A 19,441-nucleotide genomic window follows, 5' to 3' on the forward strand; every position below is an offset into this window, starting at 1 on the left:
CTACGCTACTTAATTTCCTTTAAGCGGGGAAGCTGCTTCACCAGTTGCAGACTGAGTCTGAGCTGGTTATCTTTTTCAAGCATTTTAAGAGCCTTATCATCTTGAAGTTTTTCTTTGTCGGATTTAGATCCACCGTTATTTTCCAGATGTCTGCTCAGATCTTTTTCTCTTACTATGAAGCGGTCATTTTTATCATCATCTTTGGATGGCGGGATGAAAGGATATACGATGTCAGGATCAATTCCTTCAGCCTGAATGGAGCGTCCGCTAGGTGTGTAGTAAAGCGCTGTAGTCAGCTTGATTCCTGATCCGTCAGCCATGGGGATGATGGTTTGTACAGAGCCTTTACCGAATGTGCGTTCACCGACAAGCAAAGCTCTGTCGTGATCTTTCAATGCTCCGGCAACGATCTCGGAAGCCGATGCAGAACCTGAATTAATAAGTGTGACTATGGGCACATCCGCATAGCTTGCATTTCCTTCAGCCATAAAATCTTTTCTGCTGTTTTTGTCGCGGCCTTCAATATAGACGAGGAGTCCTTCAGCTATGAAAGTGTCTGCGACTGATGCAGCCTGAGTGAGGAGTCCGCCGGGATTGTTGCGTAAATCCAGAACGATTCCTTTAAGTTCATTTGATTTCTTGTATTTTTTAAGAGCCTTGTGCATGTCGCTTGTAGTGTTTTCACTGAAGCGGGTAAGTCTCAGGTATAAATAGCCTTTTTCAAGTTCCTGACTTTTTACGCTTTGAATCTGGATTGATCCACGGGTAATAGTCACTTTGACAGGCTTATTTTCGTTTTTATGGAGAATAGTAAGCACTACATCTGTTCCACGCTTACCTCTGATTTTGCCTACTGCTTCCATAAGAGAAATTGACTGTGTTGAAGTTCCGTCAATTTCAAGGATTATGTCACCGGATTGAAGTCCAGCTTTGTAAGCAGGAGTATCTTCAATAGGTGAAATTACAGTCAAACGACCTTTATCAAGACTGATTTCAATACCGATGCCGCTGAATGCTCCACTGGTAGCTTCCTGCATTTCTTTGAAATCATCTTTAGAAAGAAAAGTAGAATGAGGATCAAGCTGCTCAAGCATGCCTTTTACAGCATCGTTGACCAGTTCTTTGCGGGAAATGTCTTCTACGTAGTTATGCTCAACTAAATCCAGTACCTGACTGAATCTGCGTAAAGGCTGAAAGCGGTCTTCATCAACGGCTTCAGAATTCTGCGGGGCAGCAGAAATTACGAAAAGACAGACGATAGCTATCATCCACAAAGTTTTTCTCATTTGTTCCTCCAGCTGGGTGGGTGCTGTATCTTGCGAAAGTTATTATTCATTTGAAAGTTATTACTCATTATTATCGGGAAAGCCATTTTTGCGGGTTAACGGGTTTCTGGTGAAAACGCAATTCAAAATAGAGTCCGGTACCTTTAAGTGTAGGATAATATCCTGTTTTTCCGATAACTTCATCCTTTTCAACTTCCTGCCCTGTTTTTACGAAGCTTTCCGAAAGGTAAGCATACAGGGAGTAGTAATTGTATCCGTGGTAAATGATAACAACGCGCCCGAATCCTCTAAGGGTGTCATTATGAACGACTTTTCCCCAGAAAATGGATTTGACATCAATATTGCCATTGGTTGCGTAACCTTCTCCCCGCACAGGAGGTTTTGCCGAAGGTTTAAAGTTAATTTTAACCTTACCGTCACAAGGGGCCGGCAGTGATCCCTGAAAATTAAGAATCTTTTTGCTGGTCAGACTTTTAAGTTTGTAATTCAGTTTGTTAATTGTATCAAGAAGAGCTTTTAATTCCTGCTCCCTACTCATTTTCATGGATCTGATCTGTCTGATTCCGGAAAGAAGGCTTAGTTTGTCTTTTAGTAAAAGGTCTTTTGTCTTATTGATTTTCGTCAGTTTTTTTTGGGCTTTTAAATGAAGATCCTTTTGAACTTCAAGATTTTCTGAAATCATTTTAGCTTTATTTTCAGCTTTGGTAAGTTCAGTTTTTGCATCTTTATAGATTGAGGCAAGCCATACAAAATTACGATCAGAGCTTTCCCAGTCTTCAAGAGAACCGAATTTGTTTTCGAGCTTTCGGGAATGAATAGGCCATAGCTTTGCAAGCATCAGCTTTAAGTTGCCTACGATCTTTTCCAGATCATCCTGTAGGACGGCATGTTCCTTTTTAGCCGCATTTTCATCAGCAATAATTTTGCTCAGCTCGTCTTCGCTTCTGAAAAGTTTTCGTTCAATGTCAGTTATTCTGTCTTCAATTGATGCAAGTTCACCAAACATATCCCTTTCTTCGCGGGTTAGTTTTAATAAAACTTGTTTTTGTTGTTGAATGTGTTGCTTTTGATCTTTGATTTCTTCACGGATTCTGTTCGCAGCAGAACCCTCCGCCATCGCATAAGAAGTCGATAGCAGGGAAAAAGCAAACAAAGCTGCTGTAACGATCAGTATATGTCTAAAGGACACTTTAAGCATATTTCATAATGGTTCAGTTGTTGAGAAATTTTCCCAGTGGGCAGTTGTCACAATCGGGGTCAGTTTTTTTACACCATTCTTTCGCCGTTTTAACCAGAAGAGCATGATATTCGTTGAATAGTTGTACATCATCTCTTAAAACGTCCATGAAAAAATCTTGAAGTTCATGGTATTCAATATCCTCGTGGATTAACATATGTCTATTGAAAATTCTTCGAGTGTAGGCATCAACAACAAATATAGGCTTTTTCAGTGCATAGAGCAGGATTGAATCAGCTGTTTCCGGTCCGATACCTTTTACAGAAAGAAGTTTTTCTCTCAGCGTAAAGGTGTCGAAAGCGGCTAAATCTGTAATGCACTCAGCAGAATTATCATCTAGAAAATCCAGAAAATTGATCAGTCTTACAGATTTTATTCTAAAAAATCCGGAAGGGCGGATCAGTTCCTGTAATTCTTCTAAAGATAGTTTACGGATTCCCTGAAGGGTCAGCGCATCATTTTCTTTAAGGTTATGAATTGCTTTTTCGACATTCTTCCAGTTTGTATTCTGTACGAGTATCGCTCCGACCGCTATTTCAAACGGAGTTTCACCGGGCCACCAATGACTTGGGCCTAAGGTCTTTGATAAGGCCTCGTAGTAGCCCATGAGTAAAGATTCTCTGTCCATTGTTTTTCTTTCTTAATTGTCAGTTGCGCCGGTATTTTTCCAGAGCAGGGCAGCCCATTCACCGTCTATGAATATTTCAGGAGCAGGCAGTCCTTTTGTGATATATGCCTTGGCGACACTTTCGGCCTGTTCGTTCAATATTCCTGAAAGAATCAGGATTGAGTTCTCTTTCAATCTTGCAATAACAGCAGGAGACAATTCAATGAGGGGGCCTGATAATATATTAGCAACCACAAGATCATATTTCAGATTTTGATCAATGCAGTCAGCGCTTCCGACGGCAAGGGTTATGTCGGATTCAACTCCGTTGTTTTCCATGTTTTCCAGAGCGCAGATAATAGATTGCGGATCAATATCGACGCCTGTTCCTTTAAGTCCCAGCTTTGCAAGGGCAATTGCGAGGATGGCGGAACCTGTCCCGAGATCAAAAAAAGACATCTTCGGATCAAGTTTACCTTCACGGAATAGTTTACTGATTAATTCAAGGCAAAGAGCTGTCGTCGGGTGATTACCTGTACCGAAAGCCATTTTAGGTTCAATGACGATATGCATCAACCCTTCGGTTTTGGTGTCCATCAACCACGGAGGCAAAATTTCAAACATGTCTCCGCAAACGATTGGTACAAAAAATTCTTTCCAGGCAAGTCCCCAGTTTTCCTCTTCAATTTCTTCGTGGATACATCCTGCTTCGGGCCACCTTTTTTTTATCTCATCAATTATCTCTGTTCCCAGAGAGTGATCTTCAAGATGCATGGTGTAAAAGATACTGTCATCATCAAGCGGTTTTTCTTCCCATCCATGAGCAACTTTTCCGGAAAGATATACCTGACACTCGGCATTTTCTATTTCAGGCAGTGTGAATTGAATTTTAAGAAGTGTGGACATTTAATCGCCTTATTTTGTTATTAAGATATATTTTGTGCTGCAAAAAAGCCCAAATACTCACGTATGAAACATACGTTTTGTCCTTGGGCTTTTTGTTTTTCAGGATTAAGATTTATATCATCTGGTCTATTATAGTTCCTTTTCCGGTCACTCTGTTCATAACTGAGGAAGCCTCTTTTGCAAGATCTGCTTCATGAGCCCTGAGTGCAGGGCCGTGCATATCATTAGCAACGTCAGTCCGCTCTGTATTGGTCGCAGGTATAAAGGAGGTATCTTGAACGCCTCCCTCTACAGGGATGGAAAGGGCGATTGTATCCATTTCTGTCTCTCCAGTTTTTCTTATCTTATACTATAAAGATAAGTTTGGGTAGAATGATGGTCAAGTCGCATTAATCCATTTCAGCTAATATTTCATCAAGAGTATTAAGGAAAGATACGAGATCTGCACGCTCAATAGTAAGTGCGGGCAGAAGCCTTAAGATGATTCCCTTTGTGAGGTTAAGTATAAATCCTTTATCACGAAGTTTTGAAAACACTTCATTGCCGTCAAATCCGAGTTCAATTCCAAGCATTAAACCAAGACCTCTGACAGATACAATCTTTCCGGGATACTTGTCTTTGAGTTTAAGAGCTTCACCGATAAAAAAATCACCCATTTCTGCGGCCCTGTCAGCTAGTTTTTCTTCGGTCATTATGTCGAGAACCTTGGAAGAAACTTTGGAAACAAGTGCGCTGCCGCCGAATGTTGTTGCGTGGCTTCCGGGGGTAAATCCTTTTGCAACTTCATCAGTGGCAAGCATTGCGCCCATGGGGAGTCCATTGGCGAGAGCTTTTGCGGAAGTGAAAATGTCGGGTGTAATTGCATAGTGCTGATGAGCCCACCATTTACCGGTCCGGCATAGTCCGGACTGAACTTCATCAACTATAAGTAAAATATCTTTTTCTTTAACCAAGGCTACAATTGCTTGTACATAGTCGTGAGCGAGAGGTTTGATACCGCCTTCTCCCTGAACCATTTCAACCATGATAGCAGCAGTCTTGTCTGATACTGCCGCGGACATGGCTTCAATATCGCCCACAGGTACAGAGGAAAACCCTTCAGGAAGAGGCGAGAAGCCGTCTTTGATCGGACCTGTCTGACCGGTGGCCGTCAATGTTGCCAGAGTTCTGCCGTGAAAAGATCCTTCGAGAGTGATAATCTCATAAGCATCTCTGTTTTTAACAGTGCGCATATATTTTCTGGCAAGTTTGATTGCGGCTTCGTTGGCTTCAGCTCCTGAGTTGGAGAAGAACACTTTGTCCGCATCGCATGTTGCAAGAAGTTTTTCAGCACATTCGACTTGCTCTTCCTGATAGAAAAGATTGCTGACATGTACCAGCTTGCGAGCCTGCTCGGCCATTACGTCAGCAATATCTTCACGGCAATGTCCTAGGTTTACAACGGATATGCCGGAAAGCAGATCTATGTATTCACGCCCTTCGAGATCCCAGAGTCTGCTACCTTTGGCTTTGGTTACATCAACTGGATATCTGCCGTAAGTGTTGCAGATGGATTTTTTTGTGTTTTCAACAAGAGATTCATATTTAGTCATGACAATTTCACTTTCACTTATATTTACTGAGAGGTTATTATTTCTTACCAGTGTGACCGAATCCGCCGGAACCGCGCTCAGTTGAGGACAGTTCTTCGCAAGGGATAATCGACGCGTGATAATAGGGCATAAAAACTAATTGTGCTATGCGCTGCCCGCGCTCAATTCGTCGCTTTTCGCCGGAGGTATTCAGGAGCGAAACTTTAATCTCTCCGCGGTAGTCCGGATCAATAACCCCGACACCCTGACTGACGGTAAGGCCATCCTTTGTTCCCAGTCCGCTTCGTGAATACACAAAGCCGGCAATACCCTTGGCTGTAATTTCAATCGCTATTCCGGCAGGAAATGGATATCTTTCACCGGGGTTTATTTCTATAAAATCGTTGTCTATACAGGCGCGCAGATCAATTCCGGCAGAATTGGGAGTTGAATACTCCATGCCGCTTTTTCTGGCTATCTCATTAAGGTATTTCACCTTTACATCTATGAGGTGTGTGCTTGAGGTCGTCATAAATCTTATCCTTTTAGAAATATTTCAATCACAGAGAGTGCTCCTACATGTTGTGGGTGTCAACTTTCTACATAAAATTATTAATATTAAACTGTCTTGAAAAAAACATCTGAATAAGGCAAATAATAAATATAAGTGTAAAACGTTAGGCTTTTCTGATAGATTGAGTTTAGTACAGTCAAAATTGTATATTACTAAGGAGATACATATGCAGCCGCTTCGCGTATACAGTGTTGTCCCTCGTTTGCCTAAGCAGTTGGAAAAATTGTGGGACTTAGCATATAATTTTTTGTTTGTTTGGAATAACGATATTTCCAGCATTTTTTCTTCAATTGATCAGGTTCTGTGGCGGGATTGCCAGCAGAACCCCGTTGCGTTTTTGAACAACATGCCTCAAAAACAGTTGGAAGAGCTTGCAACTGATGTTTTCTTTATTCAACGTCTTAATGAAGCCGTGAGAATACAGAGCAAATATCTTTCCAGAGCAAGCTGTTCATATAAATTTGAGGGAGCAAAACAGGGAGAACCTGTAGTTGCCTACTTCAGCCTTGAATATGGAATAGGTCTCAGTTTACCGATTTATTCTGGAGGACTTGGTATTCTCGCCGGTGATCACCTTAAGTCCTCAAGTGATTTAAATATTCCACTTGTGGGTATAGGTCTGTGTTATCAGCATGGGTATTTTCGCCAGTATATGACTCAGGACGGTTGGCAGCAGGAACGTTATCCCAGTCATGACTTTGAAGAAATGCCGATTAAGCCTGCTAAGAATGAGAAAGGTGAAGATCTTAAATTTACTTTGGAAATGAAAGGTGAGCCGCTTCATGTAAAAATTTGGAAAGTCGATGCCGGGCGTGTTACATTATATCTTCTTGATACCAATATTTCAGAGAATACTGCTCAGTTTAAAGCTATTACAGCCCGTCTTTACGGAGGCAATCTCGAAATGAGGCTGTGGCAGGAAATTCTTCTCGGTGTGGGTGGAGTTAAAGCTCTTGCCGCATTGGGACTTGAGCCTAGTGTAATTCATATGAATGAAGGTCATTCTGCTTTTGCCGGGCTTGAACGTATCAGAGTGTTCATGACCGATCACGGTTTGTCGTTTGAAGCTGCTATGGAAATGGTCGCGTCTTCAAGTATCTTTACGACACATACTCCGGTTCCTGCGGGGAACGATCGCTTTCCGGCTGATTTGATGCGCCCGTATTTTGAGCCGTACGCTCAGACTATGGGGCTGGCTTATAAAGTATTTCTGGCGCTCGGCAGGGAAGATCCCCGTGATGACAGTGAATTGTTCTGTATGACAGTCCTTGCACTTAAGCTTTCTCGTTTTAATAACGGAGTTTCCAAGCTTCACGGGCAGGTTTCCAGAAATATGTGGCAGAAAGTCTGGCCTCAGTATCCTGTTGAAGATGTTCCCATCGGGGCGATCACCAACGGTGTTCATATGCCTACTTGGGTCGCTAACGATATTTCTCTCCTTTTTGACCGCTATCTCGGTACGAACTGGCGTGAAGATCCGGATTGTGTTCGTACATGGAGACAGGTTGATAATATTCCTGATGCGGAACTTTGGAGAACTCATGAGCGGTTAAGAGAACAGCTTGTGGACTTTGTTCGCAAAAGGCTTCGTAAACAATTGCTTAATATAGGTGCTCGCAGAAAAGAGATTGAACTTGCAGAGGAAGCGCTTGATCCAAGAGCACTGACCATCGGTTTTGCCCGCAGGTTTGCTACTTATAAGAGAGCAGGACTGTTGCTTAAGGATAAGGAAAGATTAGTTAAACTAATTTCTGATACCAGATATCCTGTTCAGTTTATTTTTGCAGGCAAGGCACATCCTCAGGATAATGAAGGTAAAAAATTGATTCAGGAACTGATTCAGTTTTGCCGTCGTGAAGAATGCCGTATGAGTATGGTTTTTCTTGAAGATTATGACATGAAGATGGCGAATTATCTTGTTCAGGGCTGTGATGTATGGCTCAATACTCCCCGACGTCCCCTTGAAGCTTGCGGAACAAGCGGTATGAAAGCAATGGCTAATGGTGTGTTGCAGTTCAGTACTCCTGACGGCTGGTGGGACGAAGCTTATTTGCCAGATAACAGTCTCGGATGGGCGATTGGCAGACGCGAAGATTATAACGATCATGAGTATCAGGATTTTGTTGAAAGTCAGACCCTTTATAAGGTGCTGGAGAATGACATTATCCCGGATTTTTATGATCGCGGACATGGAAGTCTTCCAAGAAGCTGGGTAACGAAGGTGAAAGCCGCTCTGTGCAAACTCGGACCTGAGTTTAATGCGAACCGTATGGTTGAAGATTACACCGAAAAGGCGTATCTACCTGCTTTTAATAATTATAAGACTATGGCGAAAGATGAGTTCAAGGGAGCTAAAGATTTAGCTGCCTGGAGAATGGAACTTATGACGAAGTGGTCCAGTCTTAAAATCAGAAATATTGTTTCTGAAGTGCATACGGATATATATGTTCAGGAACCGATTATTATCAGTGCCGAGGTTTTTCTTAACGGTTTAAATACTGAGGATGTTCAAGTAGAAATTTATGCAGGTCCAGTCAGTCAGGATCGGGAGTTTATAGGTCGTAAAACGATCATAATGACTCCTGAGGAAAGTCTGGGAGCTGGCTGGCATCTTTATCAGGGAGAAGTGCTTCCCAGTGAAGCCGGAAGGTTCGGTTACACTGTAAGAATTCTTCCTCATCATGAACTGCTGCTTGATCCGCATTCCCTTGGACTTATTCATTGGGCTCAATAAACAGGAAAATAATGTGCTGATTCGATTTTATAAAAATCATGATAAACAAAACGGGGCTAATAGAAGCTCCGTTTTGTTTTTTTGCGTCGTGGTATGTATATGTCTTTTCTCCGCTTTGAATTGTGAAGCATTTGAAGGGAAAGTTAAGCATGTTATTGATGGGGATACATTTGTTCTTGAAAATAATGAAACAATTCGTATTGCTTCCATTGATACTCCGGAAGTAGGACGTGAGGGGAAGCCTGATCAGTATTACGCTAAAGAATCCTCTGAAATTCTTAAGGAGTTGCTTCTAAATAAAGTTGTAAGAGTTGAGCCTGTTAAGAAGGGGAAAGACAATTACGGAAGAACTATCGGATGGGTATATCTGGATAATTCTTTTGTGAATGAGATTATGGTCGAAAAGGGCGCGGCTTTTTTCTATTTTCACCCTTATAATGATTCTGCAAAGCAGGATTTATTATTACAGGCTCAAAGAAAAGCTATGTCGGAAGTGAAAGGTTTCTGGCGCAAAATTTCCAGTCTCAAAGATTTTAATATAAAATGGGTCGGAAATATGAGAAGCCGCAGATGTTTTCGTGTCGGCAGTAACTTTTCGGTTACGATTATGAATAGAAATAAAGTTCGGTTCAGTACTCTCGGTGAAGCTTTTATGGAAGGATATACTCCCGCAAGGGCTTCAAAGTTCTGGCCCAACGTCACCCAGTAGTTTTTTGAGGTTATTTTGCTTTTTCATAAATTAACCGATTTTTATCATGAGTTTGTAATTGAGCGGGATAAGAATCTTTGTATTGATTGCGATGTTTGTATTCGGCAGTGTTCATATGGTGTTCATTTTAGAGATGCTGTTCGAAACATAGTTGATCATGACAATAGTAAGTGCGTCGGTTGTCAGCGCTGTTCAGTTTTTTGTCCTACCGGGGCTCTCATAACTAAAAATTACGACTCATCTTCTTGCCAGAATGAATTAGGGCAGGCGGTTTTTTTGCGCAATATTTATAAACAGGCAGAAACCGGCGAGGTTTTGTCGTCAGGTTTGGGTGCAAATGCAGTTGTCCCTTGTTATTGGGATAAATTGCTGCTTGATACTTGTTTACCAGATAATTTTTTAAATGATCTTTCATTGTCCACTCAGTTTACAATCGAAAATCCTATTTTATTCGGTACTAGATCATCTAATCCAATTAATTCAAATCTGTTTGCTGCCATGAAAAGTGCTGCAGGAAAGCTCGGTATGGATTTTGATGTTGCTGATAAGCAACATGGTGAATTCGTTGCTGCGGGCCATAATGTCGCTGATATGTCCGTTGATGCTGTGCGGTCCGGGGCGGATATTGTTTTCATTGAGGCACAGCAATTAGGTAGAGGCCCGTTCTCTACGAGGATACATAATGCAGGCATGCCTATTGAACTTGCAATTGCCGTGGTAGATCAGAAGTTAAGAGACGAGGGATTGCGAGATAAAGTGTCAGTTGTCGCAGAGGGTAACTTTCGTTGCAGCGCTGATGTTGTTAAAGCAATCGCTCTTGGAGCAAATGCTGTTTGCATCGGTAATGCTGCAATGGCGGCGGTAGGATGCACCTGCTGCGGTCAGTGTCATACTGGTAAATGTCCATGGGGAATCGCAACCACCGATCCAATTCTTTCCAAACGTCAGAATCCTGAAATTGCAGCAGAAAAACTGGTGAATCTGGTCAGTGCATGGAATTGTGAAATTAAGCTGATGTTAAGCGCGATGGGACTCAGTTCACTTGATGAGTTGCGTGGAAATAGAGACAAACTCAGAGCAGTGGGCTTATCTGATACAGAAATGACGATTTTGGACGTCAAGCACTCAGGGCAATAGGAATCATTCGTGAAACGAGTATATCCAGATAAAGAATATTGCATAGGGTGCAAACTGTGTGAGCTTGCGTGCCTTACCGTTCATTCAAAAACTAAAGATTTGATTCTTGCTTATACCGAAGAGCGGGTCGCCGGACTTGTTTCTTCAATACAGGTTGTCGAAAACAGCGGGACATGCGTTGCGCTTAGTTGCAGACATTGTGATGAACCTGCTTGTGTTGCCGTATGTGCTGCCGGGGCATTGTCAAAGAATCGTGATTCGGGCGTGGTTGAGTATAACTCTGAAAAGTGCGTGGGGTGCTGGTCGTGTATTGTAAGTTGTTCCTACGGGGCAATACAGCGCAATAAGCTTACGAATAAGATTATCAAATGCGACTTGTGTTCCGGTAGAGATGAAGGTCCGGCCTGCGTGCAGGTGTGTCCTAACCGCGCTTTAAAATTTTATGAAAGTCCTCCAGCCTCGGTAGAATTGCACCCTTCTATTTCTTCGAATATTGAAAGAGAAGAAATAAACAACGTTTTAAACGATATTCATGAGCTTCTTAAAATTTCAAAAGATATTAAACGGGCAGTAGTCATCGGCGGAGATGTTGGCGGATTAAAAATTTCAGAAAGCCTGTTTAATCTGGGACTTGAAGTCGCGATTGTTGAAGAAGGGGAACGAATTCTTTCCCGGAGTTTTGATCGCAAAGCTTCTGACATCATGGCTCGCAGAATTGAAGAAGTTGGACTTCGTTTGAAATGCGGAGTTTCGGTTGATGAAATAATTTGCGGCAAAGACGGCAATGTTAGAGGTGTGCTTTTCTCGGATAAGTCCTTTCTTGAGGCAGGCCTGATTGTAGTTGATGATAATGTTCTCTCAAATCTGGATTTTACTCGTAAAATTGGTGCAGAGGTCCGGGGAGGACTTATTGTCAGCCACTTTACGCAAGGCAGTGTAACTGGGGATATGTCCGGTTCTCCTGAGAATATCTTAATAAATTCATTCATTTTTTGTGGGAAACCAATGGCTTCTGTAGGTGAGTTCTTTGCGCCGGAGAACAATCCCGGTTATGATGTTCATCTTTTTTATGACGAAATTAAGCAGAGTTACCGCAAATTGATTTTTAAAGAATTCAGCCTCGTAGGCTATGTTCTGGTCGGAGACATTGATTTTGCGGGTATATTTACTTCATTTATAAAGTTTAAATGTAAATTGGATGCTGAAACTAAAAACAAGCTGTGTGAAGGCAGTCCGGATATCCTTATGTGGCCGGATGAGCTTTTTATTAAAGAGTGGAATCCTTAAAAAAGCTAGATAACAAGCAAAAAAACCTTTACACCCTATTACGAACCACTTAGGCAAGTGCAAGCTTTGGTGGCCTGTTTACTATTTACGTTCGTTGCGATGTCGGTTATCGAGTATATATTCATATTAACCATTGTATGGATCTGTCGCCAGTAGTCGTAACAGGTTGATAAGTTAAAGCTTTTTGTGGTTTAGTCAGCTGTTTTACTTATAGGTGTGTTTTCTGCTAAACCAGTTACTTCCGGCGCACATGTGTTTTTTGATTTTTAACAGTGCGTTTGAAACTTATATTTCGGTAAATCCTGTTAATGATGGCTATCTCGGTATCCCCGAGGTGTTATCAAGGATTAATTTGAGGAAATCGGTGTGAGCGTTGATCGCTTTCACCGCCCTTACGGGAACATGTGTGTTCCCGCGTAATAGGCGGATTATTTATCTCGTACACAGTCTTTTCAGGAGGACATGATGTTTTTTGACAATATCGCACACGCGATGGGTTCTTTCGGAGGAGGGCAGGGACAGGCTGGACCAGCTGGTGCTCTTGGCTCCTTTCTGCCTCTCATTCTTATGTTTGCAATTTTCTATTTCTTGCTTATCAGACCGCAGCAGAAAAAGGCTAAGCAGCATAAAGCAATGCTTGCAGGTCTCCAGAAGGGTGATCGCATCCTGACTGGTGGCGGACTCTACGGCAGAATTGTTGCTGTTAGTGGTGATGAATTGACTGTTGAACTTGCTGAAGGTTTTCAGGTTAAAGTTGACAGAGGATACGTCGCCGGTTTGGCAACCACTGCTAAGGAAGAAAAAGGTAAATAAGCCTTTTTGTAATGCAGCCTTGCAAAGGCAAGTCACCTTGTTCGGTTCATTCCGACGGTGCTTGCCTTTTTAAGTGTGTCGTAACATTTCCTATTTGGATTTATAAAGGGAGAGGAGATGAACGGGAGTCTTCGTTGGAGAATTGCTCTGACTCTGTTGGTTATTGTGCTTGGAGGTATTTACCTTCTGCCTACAATGCCTGCGGTTCAGAATTCGGCCATGGCTCGTTTCCTGCCGAATGACAAAATCAGTTTAGGCCTTGATCTCAAGGGTGGTATCCATCTTACCCTAGGGGTAGATATGGATAAAGCTATGGACAATACTCTTTCCCGCCTCGGTGACGACCTTAGAGCCGTTGCCAGAGAAGAGGGAATGATTGTTCTACAGCCCCATGTGCTTGCAGGCGAAAAAATTGAAGCTGTTTTGCTCAAAAAAGAGCAGCAGGAAAAATTGGAATCTTTGGTTGAAAAAGATTTCAATAACTTGAGTGTCGTCAGCACGGTTGTAAAACCTGACGGCAAAGTCACTTACATCTTTGCTCCAACTTCGGAATTTAAGAAGTATCTAACTAAGCTCACAATGGATCAGGCTATTAAAACTATCCGCAACCGTATTGATCAGTTCGGTGTTGCAGAGCCTGACATCCGTAAGCAGCAGGGGAATCGTATTCAGATTCAGCTGCCCGGTATGCAGGACCCTGAGAGAGCTATCAAAATTATCGGTAAAACAGCTCATCTTGAATTCAAGCTTGTTGATGATACTGCTGATATTGAAAAAGCCGCAAAAGGTATTGTTGCTCCAGGGCGTGAAGTGACTGTTATCAGACACAGACTGCCTGACGGTTCTTATATTGAAAAACCGATTGTTCTTAAAAAAGAAGCAATGCTTACCGGTGAATTTATTAATGATGCGCAGACCCGTTTTGACCAGTTCAACAAACCTTACGTAACTCTCAATTTTAATAATAGAGGGGCAAGGATTTTTGAACGTATTACAGGCGAGAACATTAAAAAGCGCATGGCTATTGTTCTTGACGGTAAGGTTTATTCCGCTCCTACGATTCAGGATCGTATCAGCGGCGGTAAAGCAAGTATTACCGGAAGTTACTCTACTGAAGAAGCACATGACCTCGCTATCGTGCTCAGAGCCGGATCACTTCCTGCTCCGGTTAATATTCTGGAACAAAGGACAGTCGGACCTTCTCTTGGACAGGAGTCTATTGATAAGGGCATAACCGCTGCAGTTGTAGGTAGTATTCTTGTACTGATTTTCATGCTTGTATACTACAGCTTTGCAGGACTTGTTGCGGACGTCGTACTTGTTCTTAATGTTATCCTGATTCTTGCTGGACTGGCTGCTTTCGGAGCTACTCTGACTCTTCCGGGTATAGCAGGTATTATTCTTACCATCGGTATGGCTGTTGATGCGAATGTAATCATCTTTGAACGCATTCGTGAGGAATTAAGAAGAGGGCTTACAGCAAAGGCTGCAATTGTTGAAGGTTACAGCAGAGCTACCCTTACTATTCTTGATGCCAACATCACAACTGTGATTGCAGCTATTATTCTTTACCAATTCGGTACCGGGCCGATCCGGGGATTTGCGGTAACACTGACTCTTGGTATTCTTACCTCGATGTTTACTGCAATTTTTGTCACCCGCATCATGTTCGATCTTTACACCTCCAAGCGTGACGCTGATGCGCCGCTGAGCATTTAGGGAGAGTGAATACATGGGATTGCAAATAATTAAACCCGATACTCGTATTGATTTTATCGGATTCAAACGTAAAGCATTCATGATTTCCGCTATTTTGATTCTACTTGGAATATGTTCTTTAGTAATAAAGGGTGGCCCTAAGTACGGAATCGATTTTGCCGGCGGTATCGTGGTTCAGGTTAAGTTTGATAAGTTTGTTGAAGTTAAAGAAGTTAAACAAGCCCTTAAAGGCACAGAACTTCCCGGGCTTGTAGTTCAACGTTTCGGGCATGTTGATGATGATGAAATTCTCATCAGAACCTCTACTTCAACAATTACTTCTCACGATATTCGTGAAAGAATTAATAGCGAGTTTAAAGCGAATCTGAAAGGTACTCAATTTGAGATTCAACGTCTTGAGATGGTCGGTCCCAAAGTTGGTGCCGATTTAAGAACCAAGGCGATTGAAGCTCTTTATTTTGCGGTGCTTCTGATTGCAATTTATATCTCGGGACGTTTTGAGAAACGCTGGTTTGCAGCGGCTATTATGGCCGGTGGACTCTTCGGCGGAATCAGCGTGCTGGAACTGGCAGGAATGTCTACATCTGTACTCATTTTTGCCGCATTGATAATTACTGTGGGACTATGCTGGTACTTGAAGCTTAATTATGCACTCGGGGCAATTGTCGCCCTTATTCATGATGTGCTTATAACTGTCGGGATATTCTCATTAATGGGTAAAGAGTTTGATCTTACCATTATAGCCGCTTTGTTGACTATTATCGGTTATTCACTGAACGATACTATCATTGTTTTTGACCGCATCCGTGAAAATATTTATGGAAAAGTGGGCAAGACCTTTGCAGATACTATCAATATTAGTATTAACCAGACACTTAGCAGAACAATTCTGACTTCAGGCACAACATTGCTTGTTGTTATTGCTTTGTTTGTTCTTGGTGGCGGAGTTATTCATGACTTTGCTCTAGCACTGTTAATAGGTGTTGGTGTCGGTACTTATTCCTCAATCTTTGTTGCAAGCCCGATTCTTCTTGGAGTTGGAGCCAGCAAAATTGATGAAGATATCGCAGAAGCTGACGCTGCATAGTCGTTAACTTCTTAGATTCTGCTTTGATAAGCGGGGATGGTTGCAAAACCATCCCCGCTTTTTTTGTTTAATAAATGTTTGTAACATTGATATTGTGAATGTTTTACTGTCAAAATTTGATTTTGATCATAAATCTGTAGTAGTGATGTTAAAAATTGATATTAATGTATGTTGTTTTTCTTTTTAGTTGTTGTTTTACATGAAATTTCTTTATTAGTTTTTATTATGTCATAAAAGATATAATAAAATATCAGTTGTGCTTGAAAAGATATAATTTAATTGTTTTGACAACTGACGCTACACATATATAATTATTTTGCTTATTAATTATTTATTGCCTTTTATCATTAAGAGAAGGTTGGTTGGAATTAACTTTAATTTAAGGGGGTCATATGCCCAGAATCCTTAGAATCAATACTCGCACTAAAGAATTTAATTTTGAAGAACTTGGCGAATACGCTGGACTTGGTGGTCGCGGACTTACTTCTAGACTTGTAAATAAAGAAGTTCCAGCTGACAGCCATCCGCTTTCCGCATCAAATAAATTGGTTTTTGCTGCTGGTATCCTTGCTCATTCCGGTGCAGCTAACTCCGGCAGACTTTCCTGCGGAGCCAAATCTCCTCTGACTGGTGGTATTAAAGAAAGTAACTCCGGTGGTCAGTTTGCTCAGGTTTTGCCTAAGCTTGATATTCTGGCAATTGTTTTTGAAGATAAACCAGCTCAAGATGCACCGTTTTCAATTCTTGAAATTTACGCTGACAAAGTTGTGTTTAAAGACGCTTCAGCCATAGTTGGAAAAGATAACTACCCTGCACATGAAGAATTAAAAAAAGTGTATGGCGAAAAGGCTGTTACTGCTTTGGCCGGACCTGCCGGTGAACAGTGCCTTACAGCTTCAACCATTCAGTTCTCTGACCCGCATAATCATCCAGCCAGATCTGCTGGACGTGGTGGTTTGGGTGCAGTTATGGGCTCTAAAAAGATCAAGGCTGTTGTTCTTGATCCTGCAGCTTCAGGCCGCGGTAAAGCCGTTGATCCTGATAAGTTTAAGGTAGCTCGTAAACGCTGGACTGAAATTCTGACAGGTCATCCAGTAACAGGTGAAGGCCTTGCTGCGTATGGTACTTGTATTCTCGTTAATATCATTAACGAAGCAGGCGCTCTTCCTACAAAGAACTTCCGTAATGGTCGTTTTGACGATGTTGCTGAAATTTCAGGTGAAAAAATTGCTGAAATTATTGAATCCCGTAACGGTAAGACAAAAGAAGGCTGTCACACCGGTTGTGTTATTCAGTGTTCACAGCGTTACAACGATAAAAATGGTGATTACCTGACTTCAGGTTTTGAATATGAAACAGTCTGGGGCTTCGGCGCTAACTGTTTAGTTAAAGATATTGACCTTATTGCGACTATGGACCGTGTTTGTGACGAAAAGGGTATTGATACCATTGAAATGGGTTGTACCATGGGCGTTGCAATGGATGGTGGCATTCTTGAATGGGGTGATGGCGAAGGAGCTCTTGCACTTCTTAAAAAGGTCGGTTCTGCTGATCCTATGGGCCGCATTATCGGTAACGGAACTGTTTTCGCAGGTAAGGCTTTCGGTGTTGACCGTATTCCTACTGTTAAAGGACAGAGCCTTCCAGCTTATGACCCTCGCTCCGTAAAGGGTATCGGCGTTACTTATGCCACAACCCCTATGGGTGGTGACCATACTGCAGGATACGCAGTTGCTACCAATATTCTTAAAATTGGTGGCGATGTTGATCCTCTTTCCAGAGAAGGTCAGATTGAGCTTTCCAAGAATCTCCAGATTGCTACTGCGGCAATTGATGCTTTAGGACTTTGCCTCTTTGTTGCTTTTGCAGTTCTTGATACAGAAGATGCTGTTCAGTGTATTTGTGACATGGTTTCAGCTTCTCACGGTATTGATTTTACTACTGATGACTTTATTGCTTTGGGTGTAAACACTCTTAAAAATGAGCTTGAATTCAACGCTAACGCAGGATTCACAAAGTTTGACGATCAGCTTCCTCGCTTCTTCAGCGAAGAAACTCTTGAGCCACACAACACTATCTGGGATTACTCAGTAGAAGAACTTCAGGCTGCTAAAGTTTAAAGTTCTTTCAAATTAATGTATTTAAAACCCCCTCAGAGAATTTCTCTGAGGGGGTTTTCTTTTTATATTTATATAATTAATCTAAGGGAACTATTTGTACGGGGACAGATGAATTTTTGATAACTTTATCTGTTACACTACCAATGGATTTTGGCGTGCCGCCGCGTTTTTCAAATCCGAGCCCATGGCTGGACATGATAATTAAATCCGCTTTTTCTTTATTTGCAAATTCAAGGATAGTCTCAGCCGGATCACCTTGCGCTAATCTGATCACCAGAGCCGGACAGCTTTTAAGTTCATTGTCACATATATCATTTAATGTCGCTCTGGCTTTTTCAACTTCCCAATCGCGGAAGTTGTTAAGACGGTCTTGGCTAGGATAATTACCATAAGCTGGAAAGTAGGAGCACAGGTCAACAGATGTGTATAGCACTATAACTTTGGCATTATACTTTTGGGAAAGTGAAACAACTTGTACGAGTGCTTTTTTGGAGTGGGTAGATAAGTCTGTCGGCCATAAGATAGTCTTAATAGGCATGCCGTCCTCCGTTAAAATAAAGTTATAATTTTTAACAAAAAATATGACTATTAATTGTATAACCTTTATTGAAATGGATGTCAGTGCCAGTGGAATAAAAACTATGTAAAAGCGGTTTACATATTCAAATAATATCCGCGAAGCATTTCAAATGGCATCGGAGAATTCCAATGATTAGTGAAGACTGCTGTCGCGTAGTAGAGCATAAGTATAAATAAGCTTCCAATTGCTATGCTCGCCCAAGGGACTCTTTTATGACTAAGTCTGTCAGTCAGGGTTAGACAATCAGGCACAGGGCAACTTCCGATGCACTGTGTGCATCCTACGCATTCAGCGGAGTTAACGGTTGTCATTGTATCAACTTGAATTCCACCGGGGCATACTTTTGTGCATTTTCCGCAGTCTATACATAAATCCTGATCTCTTTTTACTGCAACCGGGGATAGCTTAGAAAGTATTCCAAGCAGAGCTCCGTATGGGCATAAAAAACGGCACCAGAAGTAAGGTATAAAAATACTGAGCAGAATAATTGTCGCTATGCTGATGGAAGGGATTAATCCAAGATTAGTGAAAAAATTAAGCATCTTTGCTTCTGCCGTGAAATTATATCCTGAATGAATAAACGATGAAATTTCTCTGGAACCCATTTTGAAAAAAATCGCATAAACAAAAAATGTCATGGCGATGTATTTGGGGAGCAGCAAAATAAATTCTAGTTTACCCTTAACTGTAATTGTGCGTTTTGTTTTTAACCCTAAGCGGTTCAGCAGGTTGCTTATGAAGCCCACTGGGCAAATGTATCCGCAAAAGCCTTTACGAAGGATTAGCGACATAACTAGTACTGCAATAAAGATTGTCAGTCCTGCAGGATGAACTTCGTCGTAAATACCTTCTGTAAGTAATTGCTTAAACGAAAGCAGGGCACTGATAGGTAGAAAACCTTCGACAGCACCGGGCTTTGCAACGGCAATGCTGGAATTACCAATCATCCATTGATAGAAAAGGTAGAAACGATATCCTGTCCATACGCAGAATAGAGTCATCAGGCACTGGATAGAATTTCGCAATAAAGCAGGGGATATTTTAGGCATAAAAAGTGGTCTTAGTCGGTTTTAT

Annotated in this window: 17 protein-coding genes; 8 read left to right on the top strand and 9 right to left on the bottom strand. The window is 41.8% G+C overall.

Annotated features, from left to right (window positions below; genetic code table 11):
• Positions 1-5: 5 nt before the first annotated feature.
• The 7 genes from BLT41_RS11075 to dut all read right to left on the bottom strand — a co-directional run bounded on the left by BLT41_RS11075 (position 6) and on the right by dut (position 6,139).
• Entirely contained in the window at positions 6-1,286 is a 1,281-nt protein-coding gene (locus BLT41_RS11075) for a S41 family peptidase (RefSeq protein ID WP_092161102.1), read from the bottom strand.
• Between the two features lie 70 nt (positions 1,287-1,356).
• Positions 1,357-2,475 carry a murein hydrolase activator EnvC family protein gene (locus BLT41_RS11080; protein WP_425283313.1) on the bottom strand — a complete coding sequence of 373 codons (1,119 nt, stop codon included), beginning with the start codon at positions 2,473-2,475 and terminating at the stop codon, positions 1,357-1,359.
• A gap of 22 nt (positions 2,476-2,497) precedes the next feature.
• Entirely contained in the window at positions 2,498-3,151 is a 654-nt protein-coding gene (locus BLT41_RS11085; protein WP_092161104.1) for an endonuclease III domain-containing protein, read from the bottom strand.
• A 12-nt stretch (positions 3,152-3,163) separates the two neighbouring features.
• The gene (locus tag BLT41_RS11090) at positions 3,164-4,036 is read right to left on the bottom strand and encodes a 50S ribosomal protein L11 methyltransferase (protein WP_092161105.1); all 873 of its coding nucleotides are present in this window, start codon (positions 4,034-4,036) and stop codon (positions 3,164-3,166) included.
• 112 nt (positions 4,037-4,148) lie between these two features.
• The gene (locus tag BLT41_RS11095) at positions 4,149-4,355 is read right to left on the bottom strand and encodes a hypothetical protein (RefSeq protein ID WP_092161106.1); all 207 of its coding nucleotides are present in this window, start codon (positions 4,353-4,355) and stop codon (positions 4,149-4,151) included.
• 70 nt (positions 4,356-4,425) lie between these two features.
• Positions 4,426-5,628: an aspartate aminotransferase family protein gene (locus tag BLT41_RS11100; RefSeq protein ID WP_092161107.1), complete on the bottom strand. Its 1,203-nt coding sequence runs from the start codon at positions 5,626-5,628 to the stop codon at positions 4,426-4,428.
• A 37-nt stretch (positions 5,629-5,665) separates the two neighbouring features.
• Positions 5,666-6,139, bottom strand: a complete 474-nt coding sequence (gene dut, locus BLT41_RS11105) for a dUTP diphosphatase (RefSeq protein WP_092161108.1) — start codon at positions 6,137-6,139, stop codon at positions 5,666-5,668.
• A 208-nt stretch (positions 6,140-6,347) separates the two neighbouring features.
• On the opposite strand from dut, the gene glgP reads away from it, so the two are divergent.
• The 8 genes from glgP (at position 6,348) to BLT41_RS11145 (ending at position 17,787) form a co-directional block, all read left to right on the top strand.
• Positions 6,348-8,915: an alpha-glucan family phosphorylase gene (gene glgP, locus BLT41_RS11110; protein WP_092161110.1), complete on the top strand. Its 2,568-nt coding sequence runs from the start codon at positions 6,348-6,350 to the stop codon at positions 8,913-8,915.
• A 13-nt stretch (positions 8,916-8,928) separates the two neighbouring features.
• Complete coding sequence (locus BLT41_RS11115) at positions 8,929-9,624, top strand: thermonuclease family protein (RefSeq protein ID WP_244512254.1); 696 nt, start codon at positions 8,929-8,931, stop codon at positions 9,622-9,624.
• 15 nt (positions 9,625-9,639) lie between these two features.
• A complete protein-coding gene (locus BLT41_RS17775; RefSeq protein WP_092161114.1) occupies positions 9,640-10,761 on the top strand; it encodes a glutamate synthase-related protein in 1,122 nt (373 codons plus the stop codon).
• Between the two features lie 9 nt (positions 10,762-10,770).
• Positions 10,771-12,048, top strand: coding sequence for a 4Fe-4S dicluster domain-containing protein (locus BLT41_RS17780; protein WP_170830362.1), 1,278 nt, complete (start codon positions 10,771-10,773; stop codon positions 12,046-12,048).
• 465 nt (positions 12,049-12,513) lie between these two features.
• Positions 12,514-12,861, top strand: a complete 348-nt coding sequence (yajC, locus tag BLT41_RS11130) for a preprotein translocase subunit YajC (RefSeq protein ID WP_092161116.1) — start codon at positions 12,514-12,516, stop codon at positions 12,859-12,861.
• A 117-nt stretch (positions 12,862-12,978) separates the two neighbouring features.
• Positions 12,979-14,580: a protein translocase subunit SecD gene (gene secD, locus BLT41_RS11135; protein ID WP_092161118.1), complete on the top strand. Its 1,602-nt coding sequence runs from the start codon at positions 12,979-12,981 to the stop codon at positions 14,578-14,580.
• 13 nt (positions 14,581-14,593) lie between these two features.
• The gene (gene secF / locus BLT41_RS11140; protein WP_092161120.1) at positions 14,594-15,667 is read left to right on the top strand and encodes a protein translocase subunit SecF; all 1,074 of its coding nucleotides are present in this window, start codon (positions 14,594-14,596) and stop codon (positions 15,665-15,667) included.
• Between the two features lie 392 nt (positions 15,668-16,059).
• Positions 16,060-17,787, top strand: coding sequence for an aldehyde ferredoxin oxidoreductase family protein (locus BLT41_RS11145; RefSeq protein WP_092161122.1), 1,728 nt, complete (start codon positions 16,060-16,062; stop codon positions 17,785-17,787).
• A 76-nt stretch (positions 17,788-17,863) separates the two neighbouring features.
• Here BLT41_RS11145 and BLT41_RS11150 read toward each other — a convergent pair whose 3' ends face one another.
• Both BLT41_RS11150 and BLT41_RS11155 read right to left on the bottom strand, forming a co-directional pair.
• On the bottom strand, positions 17,864-18,325 hold the full coding sequence (locus BLT41_RS11150) for a universal stress protein (protein WP_092161124.1): 462 nt from the start codon (positions 18,323-18,325) through the stop codon (positions 17,864-17,866).
• A 116-nt stretch (positions 18,326-18,441) separates the two neighbouring features.
• Positions 18,442-19,416 carry a 4Fe-4S binding protein gene (locus BLT41_RS11155; RefSeq protein ID WP_092161126.1) on the bottom strand — a complete coding sequence of 325 codons (975 nt, stop codon included), beginning with the start codon at positions 19,414-19,416 and terminating at the stop codon, positions 18,442-18,444.
• Between the last annotated feature and the right edge of the window lie 25 nt (positions 19,417-19,441).

The organism is Maridesulfovibrio ferrireducens (assembly GCF_900101105.1).
In the GTDB taxonomy this organism is placed as follows: domain Bacteria; phylum Desulfobacterota; class Desulfovibrionia; order Desulfovibrionales; family Desulfovibrionaceae; genus Maridesulfovibrio; species Maridesulfovibrio ferrireducens.